Annotated in this window: 21 protein-coding genes and 1 other RNA gene; 15 read left to right on the top strand and 7 right to left on the bottom strand. The window is 37.9% G+C overall.

Going from position 1 to position 21,139, the window contains the following annotated elements; all coding sequences use genetic code 11:
• Positions 1-81 precede the first annotated feature (81 nt).
• From ODOSP_RS00355 to ODOSP_RS00345, 3 genes are all read left to right on the top strand, one after another.
• Entirely contained in the window at positions 82-1,005 is a 924-nt protein-coding gene (locus tag ODOSP_RS00355; protein ID WP_013610436.1) for a hypothetical protein, read from the top strand.
• Between the two features lie 414 nt (positions 1,006-1,419).
• Positions 1,420-2,361 carry a hypothetical protein gene (locus ODOSP_RS00350; RefSeq protein ID WP_013610435.1) on the top strand — a complete coding sequence of 314 codons (942 nt, stop codon included), beginning with the start codon at positions 1,420-1,422 and terminating at the stop codon, positions 2,359-2,361.
• A 283-nt stretch (positions 2,362-2,644) separates the two neighbouring features.
• Positions 2,645-3,517 carry a hypothetical protein gene (locus tag ODOSP_RS00345; RefSeq protein WP_013610434.1) on the top strand — a complete coding sequence of 291 codons (873 nt, stop codon included), beginning with the start codon at positions 2,645-2,647 and terminating at the stop codon, positions 3,515-3,517.
• 203 nt (positions 3,518-3,720) lie between these two features.
• Here the strand turns inward: ODOSP_RS00345 and ODOSP_RS00340 are convergent, their stop codons facing one another.
• Positions 3,721-3,930 carry a hypothetical protein gene (locus tag ODOSP_RS00340; protein ID WP_013610432.1) on the bottom strand — a complete coding sequence of 70 codons (210 nt, stop codon included), beginning with the start codon at positions 3,928-3,930 and terminating at the stop codon, positions 3,721-3,723.
• Positions 3,931-4,272: 342 nt separating this feature from the next.
• On the opposite strand from ODOSP_RS00340, the gene ODOSP_RS18560 reads away from it, so the two are divergent.
• Positions 4,273-5,214: a DUF4062 domain-containing protein gene (locus tag ODOSP_RS18560; protein ID WP_013610431.1), complete on the top strand. Its 942-nt coding sequence runs from the start codon at positions 4,273-4,275 to the stop codon at positions 5,212-5,214.
• 299 nt (positions 5,215-5,513) lie between these two features.
• On the opposite strand, the gene ODOSP_RS00330 is transcribed toward ODOSP_RS18560, so the two are convergent.
• Together ODOSP_RS00330 and ODOSP_RS00325 are read right to left on the bottom strand one after the other, a co-directional pair.
• On the bottom strand, positions 5,514-5,831 hold the full coding sequence (locus tag ODOSP_RS00330) for a HigA family addiction module antitoxin (protein ID WP_013610430.1): 318 nt from the start codon (positions 5,829-5,831) through the stop codon (positions 5,514-5,516).
• Between the two features lie 6 nt (positions 5,832-5,837).
• The gene (locus tag ODOSP_RS00325; RefSeq protein WP_013610429.1) at positions 5,838-6,158 is read right to left on the bottom strand and encodes a type II toxin-antitoxin system RelE/ParE family toxin; all 321 of its coding nucleotides are present in this window, start codon (positions 6,156-6,158) and stop codon (positions 5,838-5,840) included.
• 306 nt (positions 6,159-6,464) lie between these two features.
• Between ODOSP_RS00325 and ODOSP_RS00320 the strand changes: the two genes are divergently transcribed.
• The 8 genes from ODOSP_RS00320 (at position 6,465) to ssrA (ending at position 12,042) form a co-directional block, all read left to right on the top strand.
• On the top strand, positions 6,465-6,932 hold the full coding sequence (locus ODOSP_RS00320; protein ID WP_046404802.1) for a hypothetical protein: 468 nt from the start codon (positions 6,465-6,467) through the stop codon (positions 6,930-6,932).
• Positions 6,933-7,412: 480 nt separating this feature from the next.
• Entirely contained in the window at positions 7,413-7,859 is a 447-nt protein-coding gene (locus tag ODOSP_RS00315; protein WP_013610425.1) for a JAB domain-containing protein, read from the top strand.
• Between the two features lie 19 nt (positions 7,860-7,878).
• Positions 7,879-8,925: a DUF3871 family protein gene (locus ODOSP_RS00310; protein WP_013610424.1), complete on the top strand. Its 1,047-nt coding sequence runs from the start codon at positions 7,879-7,881 to the stop codon at positions 8,923-8,925.
• 363 nt (positions 8,926-9,288) lie between these two features.
• The gene (locus tag ODOSP_RS00305; RefSeq protein ID WP_013610423.1) at positions 9,289-9,633 is read left to right on the top strand and encodes a hypothetical protein; all 345 of its coding nucleotides are present in this window, start codon (positions 9,289-9,291) and stop codon (positions 9,631-9,633) included.
• 27 nt (positions 9,634-9,660) lie between these two features.
• Positions 9,661-9,969: a hypothetical protein gene (locus ODOSP_RS00300; protein ID WP_013610422.1), complete on the top strand. Its 309-nt coding sequence runs from the start codon at positions 9,661-9,663 to the stop codon at positions 9,967-9,969.
• Between the two features lie 8 nt (positions 9,970-9,977).
• A complete protein-coding gene (locus ODOSP_RS18555) occupies positions 9,978-10,466 on the top strand; it encodes a leucine-rich repeat domain-containing protein (RefSeq protein WP_013610421.1) in 489 nt (162 codons plus the stop codon).
• A gap of 237 nt (positions 10,467-10,703) precedes the next feature.
• A complete protein-coding gene (locus ODOSP_RS00290) occupies positions 10,704-11,270 on the top strand; it encodes a hypothetical protein (protein ID WP_013610420.1) in 567 nt (188 codons plus the stop codon).
• Positions 11,271-11,760: 490 nt separating this feature from the next.
• Positions 11,761-12,042: a transfer-messenger RNA gene (ssrA, locus tag ODOSP_RS19065) on the top strand.
• 127 nt (positions 12,043-12,169) lie between these two features.
• Here the strand turns inward: ssrA and ODOSP_RS00285 are convergent.
• From ODOSP_RS00285 to ODOSP_RS00270, 4 genes are all read right to left on the bottom strand, one after another.
• Positions 12,170-13,744 (bottom strand): lytic transglycosylase domain-containing protein, encoded by a 1,575-nt coding sequence (locus ODOSP_RS00285; protein ID WP_013610418.1) that lies wholly within the window; start codon positions 13,742-13,744, stop codon positions 12,170-12,172.
• 6 nt (positions 13,745-13,750) lie between these two features.
• Positions 13,751-14,425, bottom strand: a complete 675-nt coding sequence (locus tag ODOSP_RS00280) for a DUF5683 domain-containing protein (protein ID WP_013610417.1) — start codon at positions 14,423-14,425, stop codon at positions 13,751-13,753.
• Entirely contained in the window at positions 14,422-15,324 is a 903-nt protein-coding gene (locus ODOSP_RS00275) for a ParB/RepB/Spo0J family partition protein (protein WP_013610416.1), read from the bottom strand. The genes ODOSP_RS00280 and ODOSP_RS00275 overlap by 4 nt, the downstream gene beginning before the upstream one ends.
• Before the next feature lie 104 nt (positions 15,325-15,428).
• Positions 15,429-16,199: a ParA family protein gene (locus ODOSP_RS00270; RefSeq protein WP_013610415.1), complete on the bottom strand. Its 771-nt coding sequence runs from the start codon at positions 16,197-16,199 to the stop codon at positions 15,429-15,431.
• A gap of 255 nt (positions 16,200-16,454) precedes the next feature.
• On the opposite strand from ODOSP_RS00270, the gene ODOSP_RS00265 reads away from it, so the two are divergent.
• From ODOSP_RS00265 to ODOSP_RS00255, 3 genes are read left to right on the top strand one after another with little or no spacing between them, the layout of a single operon-like run.
• On the top strand, positions 16,455-18,494 hold the full coding sequence (locus ODOSP_RS00265) for a vWA domain-containing protein (protein ID WP_013610414.1): 2,040 nt from the start codon (positions 16,455-16,457) through the stop codon (positions 18,492-18,494).
• A complete protein-coding gene (locus ODOSP_RS00260) occupies positions 18,494-19,222 on the top strand; it encodes a DNA alkylation repair protein (protein WP_013610413.1) in 729 nt (242 codons plus the stop codon). Before ODOSP_RS00265 ends, ODOSP_RS00260 begins: the two co-directional genes overlap by 1 nt.
• A gap of 34 nt (positions 19,223-19,256) precedes the next feature.
• Positions 19,257-21,131, top strand: a complete 1,875-nt coding sequence (locus ODOSP_RS00255) for an ABC-F family ATP-binding cassette domain-containing protein (protein ID WP_013610412.1) — start codon at positions 19,257-19,259, stop codon at positions 21,129-21,131.
• Positions 21,132-21,139 lie beyond the last annotated feature (8 nt).

Below are 21,139 nucleotides of genomic sequence, written 5' to 3'. Positions count from 1 at the left end.
CCCAAAACCCTCTCACTTCTTTAATTGGAGTGAGGGGGTATTTTTTTAATTTTGCTCTACTAATACAAACACTCTTTTATTATGGCAGAACCCTATCTTTTTCCCGTTTCTATTCTCAAAGATATAGAACCTTGGCTGACAGAATACTTTGCATATCAACGCTTCCATATTCAACCAGAAATAGAACAGGCTTTTGAAGCTAAATATCATAGAGTAGAAGATTTTCTAAAGGTCAATAATGAACACATAAACCATATTCCACATATACATTTAGCTGAATGTGACAATCAATTTTTGGATAAGTTAGAAGCCATCATAAATAAATACTCTCCCTTTGAAAACGAGGAAAAGATATATTGTTGCTTATGGATTGCAAGTGTATTATACAGGAAATACGACAACTTTGGCAAAGACCATTCTAATTTTGATATTGACTATTTAGAGCAAAGGGATATGTTCGACCAATATTCTAAACATATCCGTCCTGAAATGCTTAAACTCCTTACCTTTCTAAAAGGGCATATCACAACTACCAATAAACAAACAGGATTCCAAACACCTCTACCAATCAGAATTGAAGCAGGAGCAGAAAGAATAGAGATAGATAATACCGCAGGTTGGTTTGTGGGTGCTTTGGAAGAATATTTGCATACCTTTTTAGGAGTAGAAAACAAAGAAGAAGCAGAGGAAGAACTAAAAACGGTCTATTCCTCCAAAGGCAGAAAATTGGATGCTGCATTTGCCCTGATGATGATGGGCACATATCACCTTTTAACTACTCATTCCAACATAAAACCTAAAAGTAACATCATACGCCTAACGCTTGACTTTCTTGAACTCTTAGACCTTGCATCAGAGAATGATGATGAAAATAACCTGAATGCCAAAATAGCCTGTCTGGAAAAACGGAACTATACCCCTAAATGGGACATGAAACCACAGGACATATACAGGACCTCACCTAACAACCATACAAACGAAACTATTAATTTCAGACTTTGGTAATCTTTTCTCCCTGTCATACGGCAGGGAATTTTTATATCTAAATACCACCTAAGTGTATTCATATTCAACTATCTAAAGAATACACTATCCTTTTACTCCCATTCTTTATAACCCTCCTACATTGATTTTCCCAACTTCGCTTTCGCAATCAAAACAGAGCTGAAAACTCCTAAAGAATAGCCTGTCAATTAGCACTTATTCTTTATAACACAGCTTTTCAGATTTGAGTTGATTTGCAATACAAAACAAGAGTTCTGATAATACCTAAAGAATAAACCACGAAACGGCATTCATTCTTTATAACACAGGCCTTAACAGAGAAGTAGTTTTGTATCACAATCAACAATTGACGGTGGCCACCTCATTTACGATTGTTTGAATAAATGAAGTATTAATTTTTAAAAACCAAACATTATGGAAAATTCAGTATCAGTAAATGAAACAGCAGTAATGAACTCAATTAAAAATGGTATGAAAAATTTACTATTTATCGAAGGTAACCGCAGTGAGATTGATAAAGCCAATGTGGTAGAATCCTACAACAAGATTAAAGCTATGGGCTTTATTCCTACTATGCCTGTTGAATTTCTCCCAATAGAACAGGCACAAAATAAATTGGGTGGCAGGCGTCTGTTAAAACCTGTACTGAAAAGAGAAAAAGGGGAAGGTATTCCTACTATCAGTAATTTCAAAATCGAAATGGAAACAGTTCCAGAAAGTGAATACCACCTATACGATGGGGTATGTGTCGATGGGCAACACAGGACAGTAGCCCTTATGTTCCCTGACATGGAAGCAGAACCCAGCTATATAGAGGTGGAAATTCCAGAAGGCATGGACGTGCTACAATACATTGCCCTGCGAAACAATGGCAAGCCGTGGAAAAATGATGATTTTTACAATTCCAAAATCCCAACCAATGATGAGCACACAGACCATATCCTGAGTAAGAGGGAAGAAAAGTTCATTACGGCATTCCTGATGAATGTTTACACCTTTGGTACTTCCAGTTTAACACCTAAGCAGATGAAAGCACTGCAACAGGGCTATAAGACAATGGATGACTTTAAAAGGATTCAGCTATCTAAGGCAACTGAAACGATTGGTGATGCCATTTGCCAAATCTGCAAAGAACACCCATTCCTGACAACTGACAAACTAAACGGCAGATTGGGGGCAGGATTGAAAGCCTTCTATAAAAACCATGATTCTGATTTATCTAAGGTTGAACAGGTGCTGAATGCTATAAATAAAACCAATTGGGAGAAATACTTTATTGCCGCTAAAGGTCACAGCATGGAAGCGAAAGCCTATGAGGAAGCATTTAATTCAGTTCTGGCTGACCTGAAACAATAATTCCAACTTAAAAGAATACTTTGGTTTTGCTCTGATGTGCACTATGGGTAAAGCCAAAGTCCTAAAAACAGGATTGGAGATATGCTTTATTTCCAAAACGGGACACCCTGACATCAAAAAAACAGTGTTCAGATACAGTTTAGTGACGATTTTCTCAGGTGATATATTTTACTTCCTCCACCTGATATATTACTGAGCTATATACTAATAACTAAAACTAATAACTAATATCCGGTTTCAGGGAAACTGATTTGAAAATGGAATTTATATCAAGCAGAAAATTATGGACGAAAATAAATTATCGTACAGGAGAATACGAAATGATGTGCATATTCGCCTGAACAATAAAGAGGCAGCCACATTTTTGGCACTCATGTTTTATTCTGACTTTAATACAGGAGAATCACATGTAATTCATAAGACACTTAGGGATAAAACAGGTATTCCTGAATCAACTTTGAAAAAGTATTTGAAAGAACTGGCAGAAAAAGGATTTACCACCCCCAACAGCTATTTTAGTGGTAAGACACCACAAGGTAAGCCCAGACGTTTAACTGACTATTCTACGCAGATTCCAGATACCTGTTATATTATGGCAGACCGTAAGTTATTAGATGTTCAGATAGGTGATTTACCACTAAAAGAACAGTCATTTATTAAGGGCTTTATTCTGATGCTGAAATGTGTTTGCCTGAATTTTACTGATACTACTTTGTACAGTTACAGGGACATGGAGAAACAAATGAATCTCTCTTATGCTACTATTGCAGGACTAATGAAGCAATGCCAGGAATATGGTTTAGTTACTCCAAATGAAAAAGGAAAAGGATATACTATTAGGAAGGGATTATTTTACAATGGTTATCCACCAATAGAAATGCCACAAAATGAATGGGATAAGCTAAAAGAAGCATATACAGCCATTTATGAGTTTTGTAAAAGTAAGAGAATAATTTGCCCTCCTTATGACCATAGGCTAATAGGTAGGATATTAGGTGTATCAGGTTGCGCAGAAGGTATAAAAGAAAGATTGGAAAAGAGAACAGACCAGTTACCTGATAACATTAGCAGTCTGAATTACTTTGTCAGAATTATTGATGGCAAGGTATTAGAACCAGAACCTGAGAAGCCTAAAACAGTAATTTATTTAGATTAGGATGTGCTTTTACTCCTTGTTTTCAGAGAGTCCACCTGACGGTGTACTCTCCATTAGTCACTATTTCGACATTTGCACCTCTTACAGAGGCTGAATGTTTTGTAAGAAAAGTGCTATTTTTCCACCTAAAGGTTTAGCTATTAAACGACAAAAGCCGTACTCCCAACTAAAAAGGAATACGGCTTTCTTCATTTACAACAATCTTACTTGCTTCGCTTTACTAACTTCTTTTTAGGCTGTTTAATCTGAGGTGGATTTTCAGACAGCCAAATTTCTGGCTTAAATATTTCAGGATAGAGCTTACACAAGGTTTCCATTCCAATATGACGGTAAAAGTCAACCGTATGTATTTCCCTGTGATGTTCCAGTCCAAACCAACCAGAAGCAATAACTCCTTTATCATTATTGTTCATTGCGCAATGATTGTGAAAGTGGGATTTGAAAAACTATTTATCTTCGCATAATTATGATGCAAAGGTACTAAAGGCAAACCCCACAAACTAAAGAACATAGCGCACAGTTGAAACAGGATTACCAACTCAAAATTACACTTCATTTTTTATTGGCATCCTTAGCAGAACAGGAAAATAATGACCAGAATACAGTCTTAACTTGTAAAAGGATTGGTGGTGGAGAAAATCTAGAATTTATGTCTTATATACCTTTTTCAAAATTTATCACCAGACTAAGTTTAGGGAGCAAAAATTATAGTTATAAGTTAAAATCATATATATTTGAAAAAAATAATAAACCTTATGAAAAAAACAATCTTCATATCGTCAACTTATAAAGATTTAGTCAAAGAACGAAAAGCTGTATGGGAATTGCTAAAAAGATATGATGTTAATATTGTTGGAATGGAAGAATTTGGAGCTCGTAAAGATTCTCCATTAACAACCTGCCTAAAAGAGGTTGAACAATCGAATATATACATTGGTATTATTGCCAATCGTTGGGGAAGTATAGAGGAAGAAAGCGGAAAATCTTACACTCAATTAGAGTATGAAAAAGCCATAGAAAAAGATAAGGAAATTTTAATATATCTAATTGATGAGACTGCTTCAGTTCAGATTGATAATATCGATTTTGGAGAAAAGCATGAATCTTTAGAATTATTTAAGAAAGAATTACAAAAAAATCATACTATTGACCGCTTTATAAATGCAACAGATTTAGTCGAAAAATTAGAAAGGAAAATCGATTCTTTGATTGGTCAATATAAATATCCATCAAATTCGGCAGAGTTTAAAGATAAAATGGAAGAATCAAAATATTACTTTGAGCGTTTTCAATTAACACCTAAATTGTATGTAAATAAGGAGGTCATTCTAAAAATAAAAAAAGACGGACGTTTATTTCCTTTATCCAAGATTTGTTGTGATACTTTCAAATTCACATATGGTGCTACAGTTGCCGTAAAAATCAAAATTTTAGAACCTTTAATTGCTGATACTATTACCAATACACTGGTTATCGAAAGTAATAATCAGGATTTTATGCGGACTATAGAAAACGACAAAGAATATACCATATTATCTCAACTTTTATTCACTGATAATAATGTAAAAAATGAAGAAGCCTATTTTAAAGATACTGTTTTTTCATGCATATCAATAAGAGATATTAAGACTGATACAGTCTGGAAATCAGGTGAAGGGAAAGCTATTTTATTACTGAAAGAATTAATTACTGAATAATCAAACTTATTCTTTAGACATAAACCTTTACAAGCCAATAGACTATACATATATGAACTTTAGAGAGTGAGACAAAATTATATGGACTCTCTTTATGTACTACAAAATGAAAATGTCTCACTGCAATAGATTAACTTTAGAAATAACTTGGCTTTAATTTTCAGCCTCTCATTTATGCCAACTCAAAAAACAGGGGTATATACTTACTTCTTTTAGCTGTCCACTTTTTTCACAGGTTATGTATTATATAAATAAAAAATGGACACCTGAATTTTAGGAGTGGAAATATATTTATGCTATTAAAAACAGGCAGCACTAAATGCTTGACGAATAGAGTCAAGTTTAGATGCGAAAGAAGTATCACGCCTTGCCGTTTCAAGATTATAGCGACTTTGCATATTATTCCAGATAGTAGCATCAATACCTAATGCTGCTTCAAGAAGTAAAGACATATCAGCAGATATTGGGCGTTTACCGTTTAGTATTTCATTCAGCATTGTATAAGAAACACCTATCAATGAAGAAAATTTCTTTTGGCTGATTCCCCTTGCCTGTAATTCGTCTTTTAATACCTCGCCTGGGTGGGTTGGCATATATGGTCTTAAGTCGTTGTTCATAATCGTTTATTTATAATGATTAGACAATTCAAGTATATTGCAAATGGTCAGAACAGGCTCTTTATCTTCTATCTTGTTTACTGTAAACTCAATGCGGTACTGTGAGTTTACCCTGATAGATGATATTCCTTTTTTATCTCCACTTAGGACTTCATAGTTTAAAGAACGAAATGGAAATATATCCTCTATTCGATTAGCAGATATAAGAATGTCTATACATTTTTTATACTTAGTGACAACGTTAGGCTGAAACCTGTATTTTTTACTTTTACATTGCCCTGTTTTGTATAGCTCACTTAAATACTCCTGTTCAAACTCTACAATCATATTGTATTATTTTACTCCACAAAGATAGGAAATTATATCGATAAATTCACTCAATTAGTGAATTTTATTTTGGTGGAAAAACTTGAAAAATTGGCTTATATATACACTTTAGAGAAAAATTCACCAACTTAAATATAGCAGACACATATATACCTTAGCTGAAAAAATACCCCTCCCCATGACAATATAAAGGTCAAATTGAAATATAGTGTTTATTTCAAGCAGTAAAGTAGTGTAACCATTTACACCCCTACCCAATAGCTGCATAAAAACGAAATGTTTAACACTTTATTTTACCCCACAACTATGAACAGAAAAGAGTATTTAATAGCACAAGGAAATGTACAGAAAGACGTTAGCGCACTCGCTGAAACATTGAAAACCCAACTTGCAGTATTCCCAGAAGCTATAAAAGTTGGTGAAGAACTAAAGGTCATTGGCTTTAAAGGGGAAACCTTGAACGACCTTTACCTGATTTGTACCAGAGGAGAAGATGAAGAAGTTTACGAACTCAAATACACCATACTCACCAGAAAATCACAAGATGGCTTAACCACTCCAAGCGAAATCCCTTGCAATGAAACGGTACAGGAGAAGTACAAGGACAAACTGCAATTCATTTACTCCATTGCAAAGAATATGTTTGTTCCTGCACTCGTTGAATTGTTATTGGATAAGACCATAGTATTAGCAGGAGAAAAAGAAGTTCCTGCTACTTTTCATGGAGTGGCAACCAAGACCAAGATTAAAAAGTTTGCTCTGATTATGGAATGACGTATAGGGGGGACAAAACTGTTATATTGAGCAGTGAAGTCGGCAAGGGGGAGCTTTACAGCTCTCTCTTGTTTTATATTATGGTTGAATTAGCACAGGAACAAACACCCTATATTTTGTCAGACTTGCCAATTCAAAAAATAACTTCTATCTGGCATTAGTAAGGGTATTTACAAATAGAATGTATGAGTAAATATCCAGATTAGAAGTTATAACCAATTCAATTTATTTACTCCATTATATACCTGAAATACCCACATTCAGGACTAAAGATATGGCTTATATACTTACAGGCATGTTGTGGGTGCATTGATACTCTATATAGGGGTATTGTGCGTTGAGAGAGGGTGTAATGCTCTCTCTCATTTTTTATAAGATGCCAATTAAGGAAAGGTATGCCAATATATTTTACAAAAGGTTGGGAGGGCTGAATGGTTCTCCCTTCTTTATCAAAGTACAACCATTCAATTTATCACAAATATGAAATCATTCAGACCAAACGAGGTAAAACTCATTTATCCAACAGTTAAACAAGCAGAGCAGGTAAGGTTAGTCAGTCCTTATGAAGCCTTTGAATTTGCTTTGCAGTTCTACGATGAAGATACGATACAGCACCATATTACGACTAAGGTCATATTACTAAGTGGCAATAGTACGGTATTAGGTGTAATGACCGTTAGTGAATCGGCACACACTTATGACATAGTGGAAACCAAGTTTATATTGCAGGCTGCCATACTTGCCAATGCCAAAAGCATTATTGTAGTGTCTAATTCTCCAAGTGGTGACTTAGAACCTAATGATGCAGAAAAGGATTTGAAGAACCAAATTAAGTTGGCAGCTTACCTATTCGATATTGAATTAGCTGATTACTTACTCATTAACAATGAGGACTATTACAGCTTTGCAGACAACAAAGTATTATAACTCATTAATAACTCACAACATGGAAACACTTAGATTATTATCAACAACACAACAGGTCGATCCTGCCTTATTTGGTGAAGAATATTCTGATTACATTGATGTAACAGAAGAAAGTCCGTTTAAGGATTACACAACCCTATTCCCAAAACCAAAGGGATTACACTTTATCAATGCCAATACAACAGAGGTAGATATACAGCACCTAAAGAATGATTGTATTGTGCCTGTATTCAGCAAGGATAATGAACTGACCGTATCGCATCCTGTATTTATTGAAACGGTGTATAAGGCAGCACAGGAGTTTTTCAGGAATGAACAGATTGATACACCTGAAATCATAGTTAGCCATATTATCAAAGGCAGGATTCCAGAAGCCATACATAAGCCCGTTAATCAGTTATTGGAAACGGACAAAACGATTTACTATGAACGGATGGCGTTTGCTTTTGAGATTCCTACTATTTACTCTGATATTGCAGGGAACAGGCTGAATTTATGTATTACAGGTGTCAGGGCTTATAACCATGAAAACCTGATGAGCAAAAAGGGTACAGAACATTTTAGTGTGGCTATTGGCTTTAGGAATCAGGTATGTTGTAACTTATGTACTTTTACAGACGGTTATCAGTCTGACCTTAGAGCCATGAATCATTATGACCTGTTTAGGGGAGTAATGGACTTGTTTAGCAAATACGATGCAAACAAGCATTTACGCTTTATGCAGGAGTTTCAGAAGTACAGCCTGACAGAACACCAATTTGCACAGTTCTTAGGGAAGAGCCGTATGTATCAATGCCTGCCTTCCAAAGAAAAGCGTATGTTGCCTAACATGGAAATGACGGACAGCCAGATTAACACGATAGCAAGGAATTACTATATAGATGAAAACTTTGCTAAAGAGGGAAACAGTATCAGTATGTGGAGAGTTTACAACTTATTGACAGGAGCAAATAAGAGTTCTTATATTGATAACTTCTTAGATAGGTCGTTGAACGCTACACAACTTACAGAGGGATTAAGCAGAGCCGTACAAGGAGATTCAGAGTATAGATGGTTCATTGATTAAACTTGCTTATTTTTGTCTTACAACCAACCCACAGAACGTTTGTAGATGCCGAAAATTAACTATATTTGTGATGTTATGTAAGGAGAAATCCAACCATGACAGACATATTAGTTTTATAGAAGCGTTTTAGTTTTTATCCTTGTCTTAGAAATCGCCAATTTCAAAAACTGAAAGGATAAACGATACAAACGTTCGCTTGCCATATATATTACTCAAATATATAAGGTTAAGCGTGGGTTGGTTGTTTATTTTCAGTTGGGTGTTTGGCGATACCTTAAGACAGATAAACTAAGCAGTTCCCACGCTTTCTTTATTTTATAAACTTGCCTTTCTGGGAATCTGGGGTGCTAAATCTATTTTCTTATGAATCATCTTAACGAAAGAAGTTTGCAGATGATAAATACCATCTACAACAATTTCTCATCGCATCCTACATTTAGTAAGTATCAAATTGAAACAGTCAATGACTTTAGAAATGGAATTGTTAATCTTGATATTTCTCTAAATGGGAACTTACGAAACAAGTTTATGTTTTGTCCTGATTTGAATGGTAATATTGGCTCTGTTGCAATATATGGAGCTGAATTGGAAGGACATTTAAGAAGTATCAAATCATCAATGAAATTCTGTGGACTTAATGTTAAAGAAGTAAGTATTGACAGAGAAGGATATAGCCCTTATGTTGATGTGATTTTAGAGAAATATTGACGAATTATTTAAATAAATAGAAAGACCATGAAACAGATATTTATTTTATTAATGGTAGCTATGTATGCTACAATGTTTACAGCGTGTTCAAAAGATAATGAAACTCCTTCTCCACTTAATTCTGATAAAGAAGTTTTAACAATAGTGGTTGAGGACGAAACTTTTAGCTTTCAGATAGAATCACCTCAATTAGGGATTATTCATGTTAACTGGGGAGATGGAAAGCAAAATGAATATAAGGGAGAGAAAGATGATGATATGTATTATATTGAAAAAAACATACTTATGCACAAAAGGGGGAATACACTGTTACAATCAAGAACATCGACAATATAGAAATGGATATGTTCTATTATGATTGTACTGTTACTTTGATAGATGCAACTAAATGTCCTACAACCTTAGTCGGATTTAGTGACGAAGAGGCTAATAAGGATGGTAGTAAGTTAAATTTCAATGCTAATGGATGTATTGGTTTGAAAAGTATTTCATTAGATGTCCCTATAAACTCAATAAATCTAAGTGGATGTACTTCAATAGCAGAATTACAATTTTATTCTGCTTGTTCATTGACAACTTTGGATGTCAGTACATGTACAGCGTTAACTGTTTTGGAGTGTAGTGGTAATAAATTAACTACTTTAGATATTAGTAAATGCATAGTATTGGAAGAGTTACATTGCTCTAATAATCAATTTTCAGAAACAGCAATGAATAATATATATAATGCTTTGCCGAATTGGACTGGGAAAGAAGCAGGTTATATCTCAATTAGTGCACCCTATGGCAATTATAGTATCGCAGAGAATAAAAATTGGAGAGTAGTAAAATAAATTATTACCAATTTTACTATTCTTGATACTTAGATATTGAGAGTAATAATGTAGAAAAGAGTCAGCAGGTTTACGCTTGCTGGCTTTCTTTTTATGGTGGTGAGAAAATAGAGTAATTCCAGTTATATATACCTTTTACAAAATAGTACACTAACTTAGAATCATCAATGAAGAATATTAGTATCTTTGGGAAGATAGCGCACATTAATAAATGCAGTGAGTAATTAATTTTATAGGATGAATAAGGTAGATATAAAACTGATAAATGCCTTTTTAGAACGTGATAGGCAAAATATAAAGGCTGATTTAGAAAGCTACAAAGACCTCTACTGCGCAGCTACATCATACAACAGTTCTAATATTAAACATGGTCATCAAAGACGAATTAATCCTAATATTTTAAAAGAGTTTGCACAAAAAGTTTTGGAGAAAGAAACAGAACTAGAAAATGCAAAGTCATTTGATGACATATATACAATAATTAAATCTTGTAAAATATACAAAATAGGGCGTTTAGCTATATATGATACTGCCATACGAATAGCCTATCTAAAAGGATTAGAACCCACTGAAGTATATTTGCAACAAGGGGCTAGTTGGGGGGCACATAAATTATGTATTCATGGAAAGTCTGTCAACAGAGATAAATTTGATGATTTAGGATTGAAAGATTTTAAAATACATGAAATAGAATGTTTTCTATGTATATACCATAAATGCTTTGATTGCCTTTATATAGATTCATGTCCTTATATTGTAACACCTACTTTATTCCCAACTAAAAAAGGGATATGTAAGAGATAAAACACCCAAAGTAATACAAAGGCCTGTTTTGTCAGACTTAAGTCCTATTCTTTATTCTAATCGAATTTTTACATTCTTTATTGGTGGTTATTATTTTTATATTCAACAACTTACAAAGAATGACTATTTTTGGGCTTTGCAAAATATTCACTTATACATCTAATCTTATACATCTGAACATTGTGAATTTGAAGTATTCTAACACAACGATTAACCGTCTGGATTGGAATGATATGTTCAGTCTGGTATGAAATTTCAGTTATATATACCTTTTACCAAATTTTCCACCAACTCAAAGTATATGAGTATAAGAGTATATAAAGTCAGTATTTTATTACTCCATTACGATAGACAAGAAGTATAAACTTTAAATGTAATTGCCTATGAAGAATAACCATTAAAGAATAAAAAACAAAGAGAGTTCAATAATATATTATAAAATTTGGTGCACTTTTAGGTGTCCTGTTATAAAGAAAATTGGTGCACTTTTGAAGGTGCACCAAAATATAGAAACATTTCATTTTACTTATTGTTAATCGGAGACGAGACATCCCGCCAGTGGTTCCCACCTTATTCCGGTCGGCATACGGGGTGCAGTCAATTTAAGGTTAGTCTTAGCCCACCTTTGGCGAAAGGCGAAAATTTAAGAGGATAAGCGATGGCTTGGGTGTCACTTTCCGGACCATCGTCGAAAACCAATAAGCGACTAAGCATGTAGAAAGCATATGGATTCCGTGTTTGGACCAGGGTTCGATTCCCTGCTGCTCCACAACAAACGCTGATTATCAGTATTTTACAAAAACAACACCCAATTTTACACCCGGATTTGTAAAATTGGGTGTTTTTTAATTAATACCTAATTTGAAAGTTGTATATTATTCTTAATGAAAAAAATTAAACTAAATCTTTATCTTTAACTTTTGTCCCGGACGAATGTCTTTGACCTGATTTTCAGAGATTCCGTTCCAGCGCATAATATCCTTATTCGATACTCCCGGATATTTCTTGGCGATAGACCAAAGGTTTTCTCCTTTCCGGACGGTATACAATACAAACTCACCATCGATCGTTTCGACTTTCGGGGCTGAGGCTACGTTATCTTCCTTACCGGTATAAGCAGCCTTATTCTTGTATTGATTGGCTTTTTTCTCAGGTACATACACCACCAATTTTTGCCCCGGCCGGATCGTCATCCGTTTATTGAGGTTGTTCCAGTATTTCAGGTCGGCCAAGCGGACATTGAATTTCATAGCAATAGCTCCGGGTACATCACCACTTTTCACAGTATATACCAAACGGGCCCGTCCGTCCTGTCCCAAAGCCTGTGCATGCACTTTAATCCGGTTTTTAGGATCGGCGGTCCGATCGTTATCGTTGAAATATTTACTGCGGTTACAAGCAAAAATAGAATCCTGATTATCGATAAAACTACCGATATGGTTATAAGGCATCTTCAAAGCGTACGATTTTCCAAAACCGGCAGGAATAACGTCGGCCCGGTACTGAGGGTTCAAATCACGCAATTCTTCAACAGAAAAATCCAGCTTGGCCGCAATTTGCTCGAAATGCAAAGCATCGTTCACCATAATACTGTCACACATCGGCGGCAAGGTTGATTCTATCGGGAAAATGCCATGTTCTTTATAATAAGCGAATACATAATTCGCAGCGATAAAAGCGGGCACATATCCCCGGGTCTCTCTAGGCAGATGATAGTATATATCCCAATAATTCTTTTTTCCTCCGGAACGACGAATCGCTTTATTGACATTCCCCGGCCCACAGTTATAAGCAGCTATCACCAGAATCCAGTCTTCATAAATAGCATACAGATCGTTCAGATAGCGAACTGCCGCCTGAGTTGCTTTTACCGGATCACGGCGTTCGTCGACATAGGAATTGATTTCAAGCTTATACATTTTCCCTGTGCCGTACATGAATTGCCACAATCCACAGGCCCCCGCCCTGGATAAAGCTTTCGGATTTAAAGCACTCTCGATTACAGGCAAATATTTCAGTTCCAAAGGCATACACTCTGCATCCAACGCTTCTTCGAAAATGGGGAAATAATATTCACTCCGTCCTAACATATTGGCTACCTGCAACCGTTTTTTCACCGTATACAGTTCGATGTACGTACGGACAATATCGTTGAACGACAATGGAACGGCAGATTGTAAAGAATCCAAACGCAACAGATAAACCGAATCGTTACAGGGAACAATATTTTTACAACTCTCTGCTATACAAAGCGAATCGACATAATAAGTACTATCCCGTTTCCCTGTATACCAGCTCGTATAATAATAATCCAATTTCTCCAGAAAAGATTCCGGAATAGAATCCGTTATAATCTGATTTTCAATTACAGTATCTTGCTCTACCGAAGCAACACTATCTTTAGACACCACATTCACCCCGCATACAGCATGATATAGCAGACAGGATACAGCAAAAAACAAAAAACGTATCATCTCGCGTTAAAAATTAAAAGTTAAAGTCAAACCGATACTTCCTCCGCTAACAGGACTATAGGAAGAAGTAGGTTGTAAATTAAAACTCAGATTATCATCTATCTCAAAATCATAAAAATGCGCATACACCGTGGCATCGATAATATTAATGGCATAAATAGCGGCCATCACAATATAGCACAAATCCCGGTTCCGCTTAAAAGAAGTTTTCCGGTTACTCAACGTATTTTTAAACCAGGTTTGTCCCTGGGATGTTTGCAAATAAGGATCGGTCTCCACATCGAAAGCTTTGGGAATTTTATCCCACGCGGGATTTTGCGGATAAGGCGTATCCGGATCTTTGGCTTTCGCATCCAGATACTGCACCCATTCGACATAAGCATCCCGATACTCCTTGAAACGCTTCTGGTTCCAGGCAATACCATAAATATCGGCAGCCATACCCCCGTACAGGATAGGCACTTTCCACCATTGTCCGTTGTATATCTGTCCCGATCCGGGAAGAAGCATAGCCATAATCGTGGCTTTATGAGGAGAATGAGGTTTCCTGACGATCTTCTCAAAAGCTTTAAGCGTATCGTCGGCAGTTACTAGCTGAGTCACCGAATCTTGCGATAAACTCAATGCTTTCACACTAAGTCCTGCCAGAATGGCTACTATCAAACAAACAATTTTTCTCATTCAATCTTATCCAACAACTCGATGATCTTTTCCAGTTCTGCATCAGACTTAAAGCCTATAATAATTTTTCCTTTCCCGCTTTCATTGCGTTTCAGTTCCACCTTGGTATCGAAACGCCGTGACAGATGTTTTTGCAACTCGATATAATCTCCGATCTCGTTACTCTTCTTCGGTTTATCTTCAACGACCGGAGCCTCTGCAGGTTCTTCCACCTGAGGATGTACCAATTCCCGGACGATCTCTTCCACTTTCCGCACCGAGAAATCATACTCCAGAATCTGTTCGAAGATCATCAGCTGGGTATCCGGGTCCTCTACTCCCAATATCGCCCGCGCATGTCCCATGGAAATTTTTTTATCCCGGACAGCCAATTGAATCTGAGCAGGCAATTTCAATAAACGAAGATAATTGGCAATAGTAGCTCTTTTTTTCCCGACTCTCTCACTCAAGCCATCCTGAGTGAGATTGCATTCATCTATCAAACGCTGGTAACTGATGGCAACCTCGATCGCATTCAGATCTTCACGCTGAATATTCTCGATCAAAGCTAATTCCAGCAGACTATCGTCTTCTGTTTTACGAATATAAGCCGGAATAGTCGACAACCCGGCTAATTTGGAAGCCCGGAATCTTCTTTCTCCGGCAATAATCTCATATTTCCCTTCTTCGACAGCCCTCACGGTAATGGGTTGTACAATTCCTATCGCTTTAATAGAGGCAGCCAACTCACTCAGAGCCTCCTCGTCAAACTCCGTTCTCGGCTGAAAAGGATTGGGACGGATATCGGCAAGATTCAACTCTTGTATGGCCGATACGACAATCTCTCTGGTCACCGGTTCTTCAGCCGCATCAGCAATCAGGGCTCCCAACCCCCGTCCTAATACATTTTTTTTTGCCATAACTCTATTTCATTTTGATTATAAATTTACGATTCGATATAAAAAGGGATACGATCGTAAATCGAAAATCTTCCTTCTGTATTTATTTTAATGTAGATCTACTTTTATTCCAAATTTCTTTTAATCAACTCTTGTGCCAACAACATATAGTCTTCAGATCCACGGCTATTTGCATCGTAGAGGATAGCAGGCTGTCCGAATCCGGGAGCTTCTGCCAGTTTCGTATTCCGGTTGATCAATGTCTTGAACACCATATCCTGAAAATTCTTTCTCACCTCTTCAACCACCTGATTCGACAACCTCAACCGGGCATCGTACATCGTCAACACAAATCCCTCGATCTCCAGATCGGTATTCAACCGTTTCTGAATCAGTTTTATCGTACTCAACAATTTTCCAAGTCCTTCCAAAGCAAAATACTCACATTGCACCGGAATAATCACAGAGTCGGCAGCTGTCAGTGAATTTACGGTAATCAGTCCCAAAGAAGGTGAACAGTCGATCAGAATATAATCGTATTTATCCCTCACCGGTGCAAGCACTTTCTTCATGATATTTTCACGGTCCTCCAGATTCATCATATCTACTTCAGCTCCGACCAGGTTAATGTTAGAAGGTAATAAAGCTAAACGGTCGATCTCAGTCTTCAATGTTGCCTTTTCTGCTTCCAGTCCGTCGACCAGACATTCATAGATGGTCGAATCTCCTAATTTTTGCACGTCATATCCCAATCCAGACGAAGCATTTCCCTGTGGATCTGCATCTACCAACAAAATTTTTTGCTCCAAAACTGCCAGACTGGCAGCAAGATTCACTGAAGTTGTTGTTTTTCCGACACCACCTTTTTGATTTGCAATAGCAATGATCTTAGACATAAATTCCCATTTTATGATATTTGTCGTAAAAGTACAATTAAAAAAATTATCTCTTTGATTTTTGAATACCTTTTTAATAACAAAAACGGCTTTTTTACTAACAATTCATTTTTTCAAACTGACAGTCAGAGATATACAAACCGCCTCACTCTCCGGGATAAACTTATCCCGAAAAACAGAAATTATTGCTACTTTTACTCCCGCAAATAGTCGGTACCCTCAATCAGGTATATTTAATCGATAAATCGAGTATTTATGTTATCAGTCATTCAATTTCTACATCCGGTATTTCTATACGGATTACTGTTATTGGCTATACCTGTTCTATTACATTTGTTCAGTTTAAAGCGATATAAAAAAGTCTATTTCAGCAACTTCAACTTTCTGGAAGCTTTACAAAAGCAAAAGAAAAACAGTTCACGTTTAAAAAATTTAGTGTTGTTGTTTCTGCGTCTATTAGCTTTAAGCTGTATCGTCATCGCTTTTGCTACCCCCTATCTCAACCCGGAAGGAAAAGCTTTACCCGCAACGACCACTCCCCGGATTTTTATCTACGCCGACAATTCTTTCTCGATGACCAATACAGGTTCGCAAGGAAGTCTTTTCGAAGAAGCGAAAAAATATCTTTTCGACATCGTCGATACCTATCCCGCCGGTAGCCGTTTCAGCTTGTTCACCAATGATAAAGTTCTTCCGGTCACATTGGATAAAGAAAAAATGCTCCAGGCTATCGGGAATCTTAAAATCAGCCCGGCCACTAAACCACTTTCTCAAGTCTATAAAGAAGTAAAAGAATCGGGAGAAAACCAGCCGGGTACGCTATTCCTGATTTCTGATTTCCAGAAAAAGAACTGTGATTTCCAACACATCACCACCGACTCAACCCTGGAATCCGTCTTTCTGATGATGAAACCTGAAAACCGAAGTAATCTCTATATCAAAGAAGTGAACTTCGGGCAAGCCTTCCATAAACAAAATCAATCCGAAACAGTATATATCACCCTGGTCAACACTTCAGACAGGGATTTTCACCATATTCCGCTCACCCTGACGATCAACGGAAAAAAGCGCAGCATCATCCAAACCGATCTCGAAGCCCATAGCGAAAAGAAGGTTGAAATCAGTTATCTGAACACAGCAGAAGACTTTTATAAGGGAACGGTAGAAATCTCCGATTTTCCGGTCCTTTTCGACAATACATTTTATTTTGCCTATCCGGTCAGTGAAAATACCGAAATTCTGTATTTATGGCAACAGGAGGAAAATCCCTATTTTGGAAAACTATTTTCGGATTCCAGCCATTTTAGTTTTACCTCCATTCCTGTCAACCAGGCAGTCCGGCAAAACCTTCCCCGCTACAGCCTGATTATCCTGGACGGTCTGACCGACAGCTCTACGGGTCTGGAAAGCATGTGGGAAGACTATCTGATGAACGGAGGCAATCTATTGGTTCTTCCGGCCTCTTCCTCTCCCGAAGTTCAGAATAAATTCTTACAAAAAATACAAGCTCCCCGCTACGACAAACGGGATACCAATACCGTAATCGCTCATATCGAAACCCAGGCAGCCTTATTCCGGGATGCATTCGAACAACCGGATATTAAAACAATACTCCCTCAAATCCGTCAGTATTACCGGCTTATTTTACCCGCCCATACCGAAATCTTATTATCGGATAAACACTCGGCACCTCTATTGGTATCCCGGCATTACGGCAAAGGAAATCTTTACCTTTCTGCTTTCAACTTTCTGCCCACCGACAGTGATCTGGTATTTCATCCTTTGTTCGTACCACTTTTGGTCAACATGGCTTTTCAGGTCAATACCGGTCTTCATACCTCCTACTTTCTGAATACCACCGCTCCCGTACTTCTGAATACCCGAACGATCCAGACCAACCAACCCCTGCAAATCCGGAACGAAAACCACACCTTTGAATTTATCCCTGAGGTGCGGAAAAATTTCAGTGGCGACCTGCAACTCACCAACGCAACGACCATACAAGAAGCAGGATTATTCGAAGTATACCAGGAAGACCGTCTGGTCGATGTACTGGCCTGGAACTACGACCGTACCGAATCACAAATGGAATTTTGTAAGGAACAGGAACTAAGCCAATATTTTCCCCGAAGCAAGGTGCCAGATATTAAAACAACCTGCTTCGATCACAATAGCGAATTAGTAAAAGAGATTGTTTTACAAGATAATAACAAATACCTCACCGGCTGGTTTATCCTGATCGCTGTATCGGCTTTATTGCTGGAGCAACTGGTGTGGCGAAAAAAACTGAACTGATGAAGCCCGAAACCCATGCCACTCCGACGGCACAAGACATCATAGCCGAATTAAATGCCCTCGGTAATCCGGATAAAGCCGCACACCTTTCCCGTTTTTTCAAAACCGGGAAAGGTCAATACGGAGAAGGAGATCTTTTCCTGGGAATCACCGTTCCCGAACAAAGAAGCATAGCACTGAAATACCGTAAAGCAACACCTCCGGTCTTAGCCGAGTTGATCTCTTCTCCCTACCATGAAATCCGGCTAACCGGCTTGCTTATCCTGGTAGACCAATTTACTAAAAACAAAGACGAAGCTTTCCGGCAAACCTGCGTCGATTTCTACCTTTCACAAACCCGAAACATCAATAATTGGGATTTGGTAGACCTCACCTGCTACAAGCTTTTGGGAGTATGGTTGACAGATAAAGACCGCGGGATATTGTATGTTTTAGCCCACTCGTCCAATATGTGGGAACAGCGGATAGCTATAGTCAGCTGTATGCATTTTGTCCGGCAAGGAGATTTCCGGGACTGTCTGGCTATTTCGGACCTGCTTCTGAACCACCCCCACGATCTGATCCACAAAGCCGTCGGCTGGTTGCTCCGTGAAACCGGCAAAAAAGACCGTCAGGTATTGAAAGACTTTTTATCTTCCCGTTCCAGCCGGATGCCCCGCACCATGCTCCGCTATGCCATCGAGCACTTCCCGGAAGAAGAACGGAAAAAATACCTGAGTAGTCATTAATTTCTTATCTTTGTCCCGTATTACACATAAAATTATGATCAGTTATTTACAAGTAGATAATCTCAGCAAACGGTTCGGCGAGCAACTGTTATTCGAAAATATATCTTTCGGGATCGGTAAAGGACAAAAAGTAGCCTTGATCGCCAAAAACGGAATGGGTAAATCCACGCTTTTGCGGATTATTGCCGGAAAAGATACCTCGGAGAGCGGGACGGTAATTTTCAGAAACGACATCACAGTGGGTATCCTGGACCAGGATCCGGCTTTAGATCCCGAAAATTCTGTATTCGAAGAAGTATTCCACTCGGATTCTCCTGTGTTGAAGCTGATTAAAGCTTATGAAGAAGCAGTTGCGCACAACCATACCGAAGCTTTAGAAAAACTGATTCCCGAAATGGATATCCATTCGGCCTGGGATTACGACACAACGATCAAGCAAATCCTCTCGGAACTGAAAATCGATACTTATGACAAAAAAATCGGCCAGCTTTCGGGAGGACAGAAAAAAAGAGTCGGCCTGGCCAAAGTATTGATCAGTAATCCGGATTTCTTAATCCTGGACGAACCGACCAACCACCTGGACATCGAAATGACCGAATGGCTCGAGGAATACCTGGGTAAATCGAATGCCACCCTGTTGATGGTCACTCACGACCGGTATTTTCTGGACCGGGTATGCAATCAGATTATCGAAATCGACGAATTCGGTCTGTTTTCTTATTCGGGTAACTATGCTTACTACCTGGAAAAAAGAGAGGAACGGATCGAAAACCGCAATGCCGCCATCGACAAGGCCCGTAACCTGTTACGTACCGAACAGGAATGGATGCGCCGGATGCCTCAGGCCCGTAGTCATAAAGCACAATACCGGATAGACAACTTTTACAAACTCAAAGAAACAGCCTCTCAGAATACGACAGAGAAAAAATTGGAACTGGACATCCAGGGTAAACGACTGGGTAAAAAAATCCTGGAACTCGACCATGTATCTAAAAGCTTCGACGGGCATTGTATACTCCGCGATTTCTCTTATAAATTCGTCAGGGGAGAAAAAATCGGTATTGTCGGGAAAAACGGAGTGGGCAAATCTACGTTCCTGAATATTATTACCCAAAATCTGCAACCGGACAGCGGATCGATTTCGATCGGCGAAACCGTGGTTTACGGCTACTACAAACAATCCGGTATCGCTTTCAATGAAACGGACCGGGTGATCGATATCGTAAAAAACATTGCCGAACGCATCGATCTGGGCAACGGGCGAATTATGTCCGCTTCTCAATTCCTGGAATATTTCATGTTCACCGACAAACAGCAATATTCCCTGGTCGAAAAGTTGAGCGGAGGGGAAAGAAGAAGATTGTATTTGCTTACCGTATTGATGGGCAATCCGAATTTCCTGATCCTGGACGAGCCAACCAATGATCTGGATATCATCACGTTGAATGTACTGGAAGAGTATCTGAAAGGCTTCAAAGGTTGTCTGTTGATCGTATCCCACGACCGTTTTTTCACCGATAAAGTGGTCGACCGGATTTTTGCTTTCGAAGGGAACGGAATCGTTAAAGATTTCCCCGGTAATTATACCATTTATAAGAATAAAAAAGAAGAAGAAAAAGAACAACTGGAGAAAACTGAAAAAGAAAAGAAAAAAACAGAGCAGCCCCAATCCACTCCGAATAATTCTGTAGAGAAAAAACGCAAACTAAGCTTTAAAGAACGCCAGGAAATGCAACAGCTCGAAACAGACATGGAACAATTGAACACAGAGAAAACAATCATCGAAACCGCATTAAATTCCGGCAACCTGTCCCCCGAAGAACTAGTAGCGCAATCCAACCGTATTGCTGAAATAATCGCTATCTTAGACGAAAAAGAAATGAGATGGTTAGAGCTCAGTGAAATCTGATCATCCGG

This window comes from Odoribacter splanchnicus DSM 20712 (assembly GCF_000190535.1).
Classification (GTDB): Bacteria; Bacteroidota; Bacteroidia; order Bacteroidales; family Marinifilaceae; genus Odoribacter; species Odoribacter splanchnicus.
Note: the sequence above shows the minus strand (reverse complement) of the source record. Positions and strands in the feature narration are given on the sequence as shown.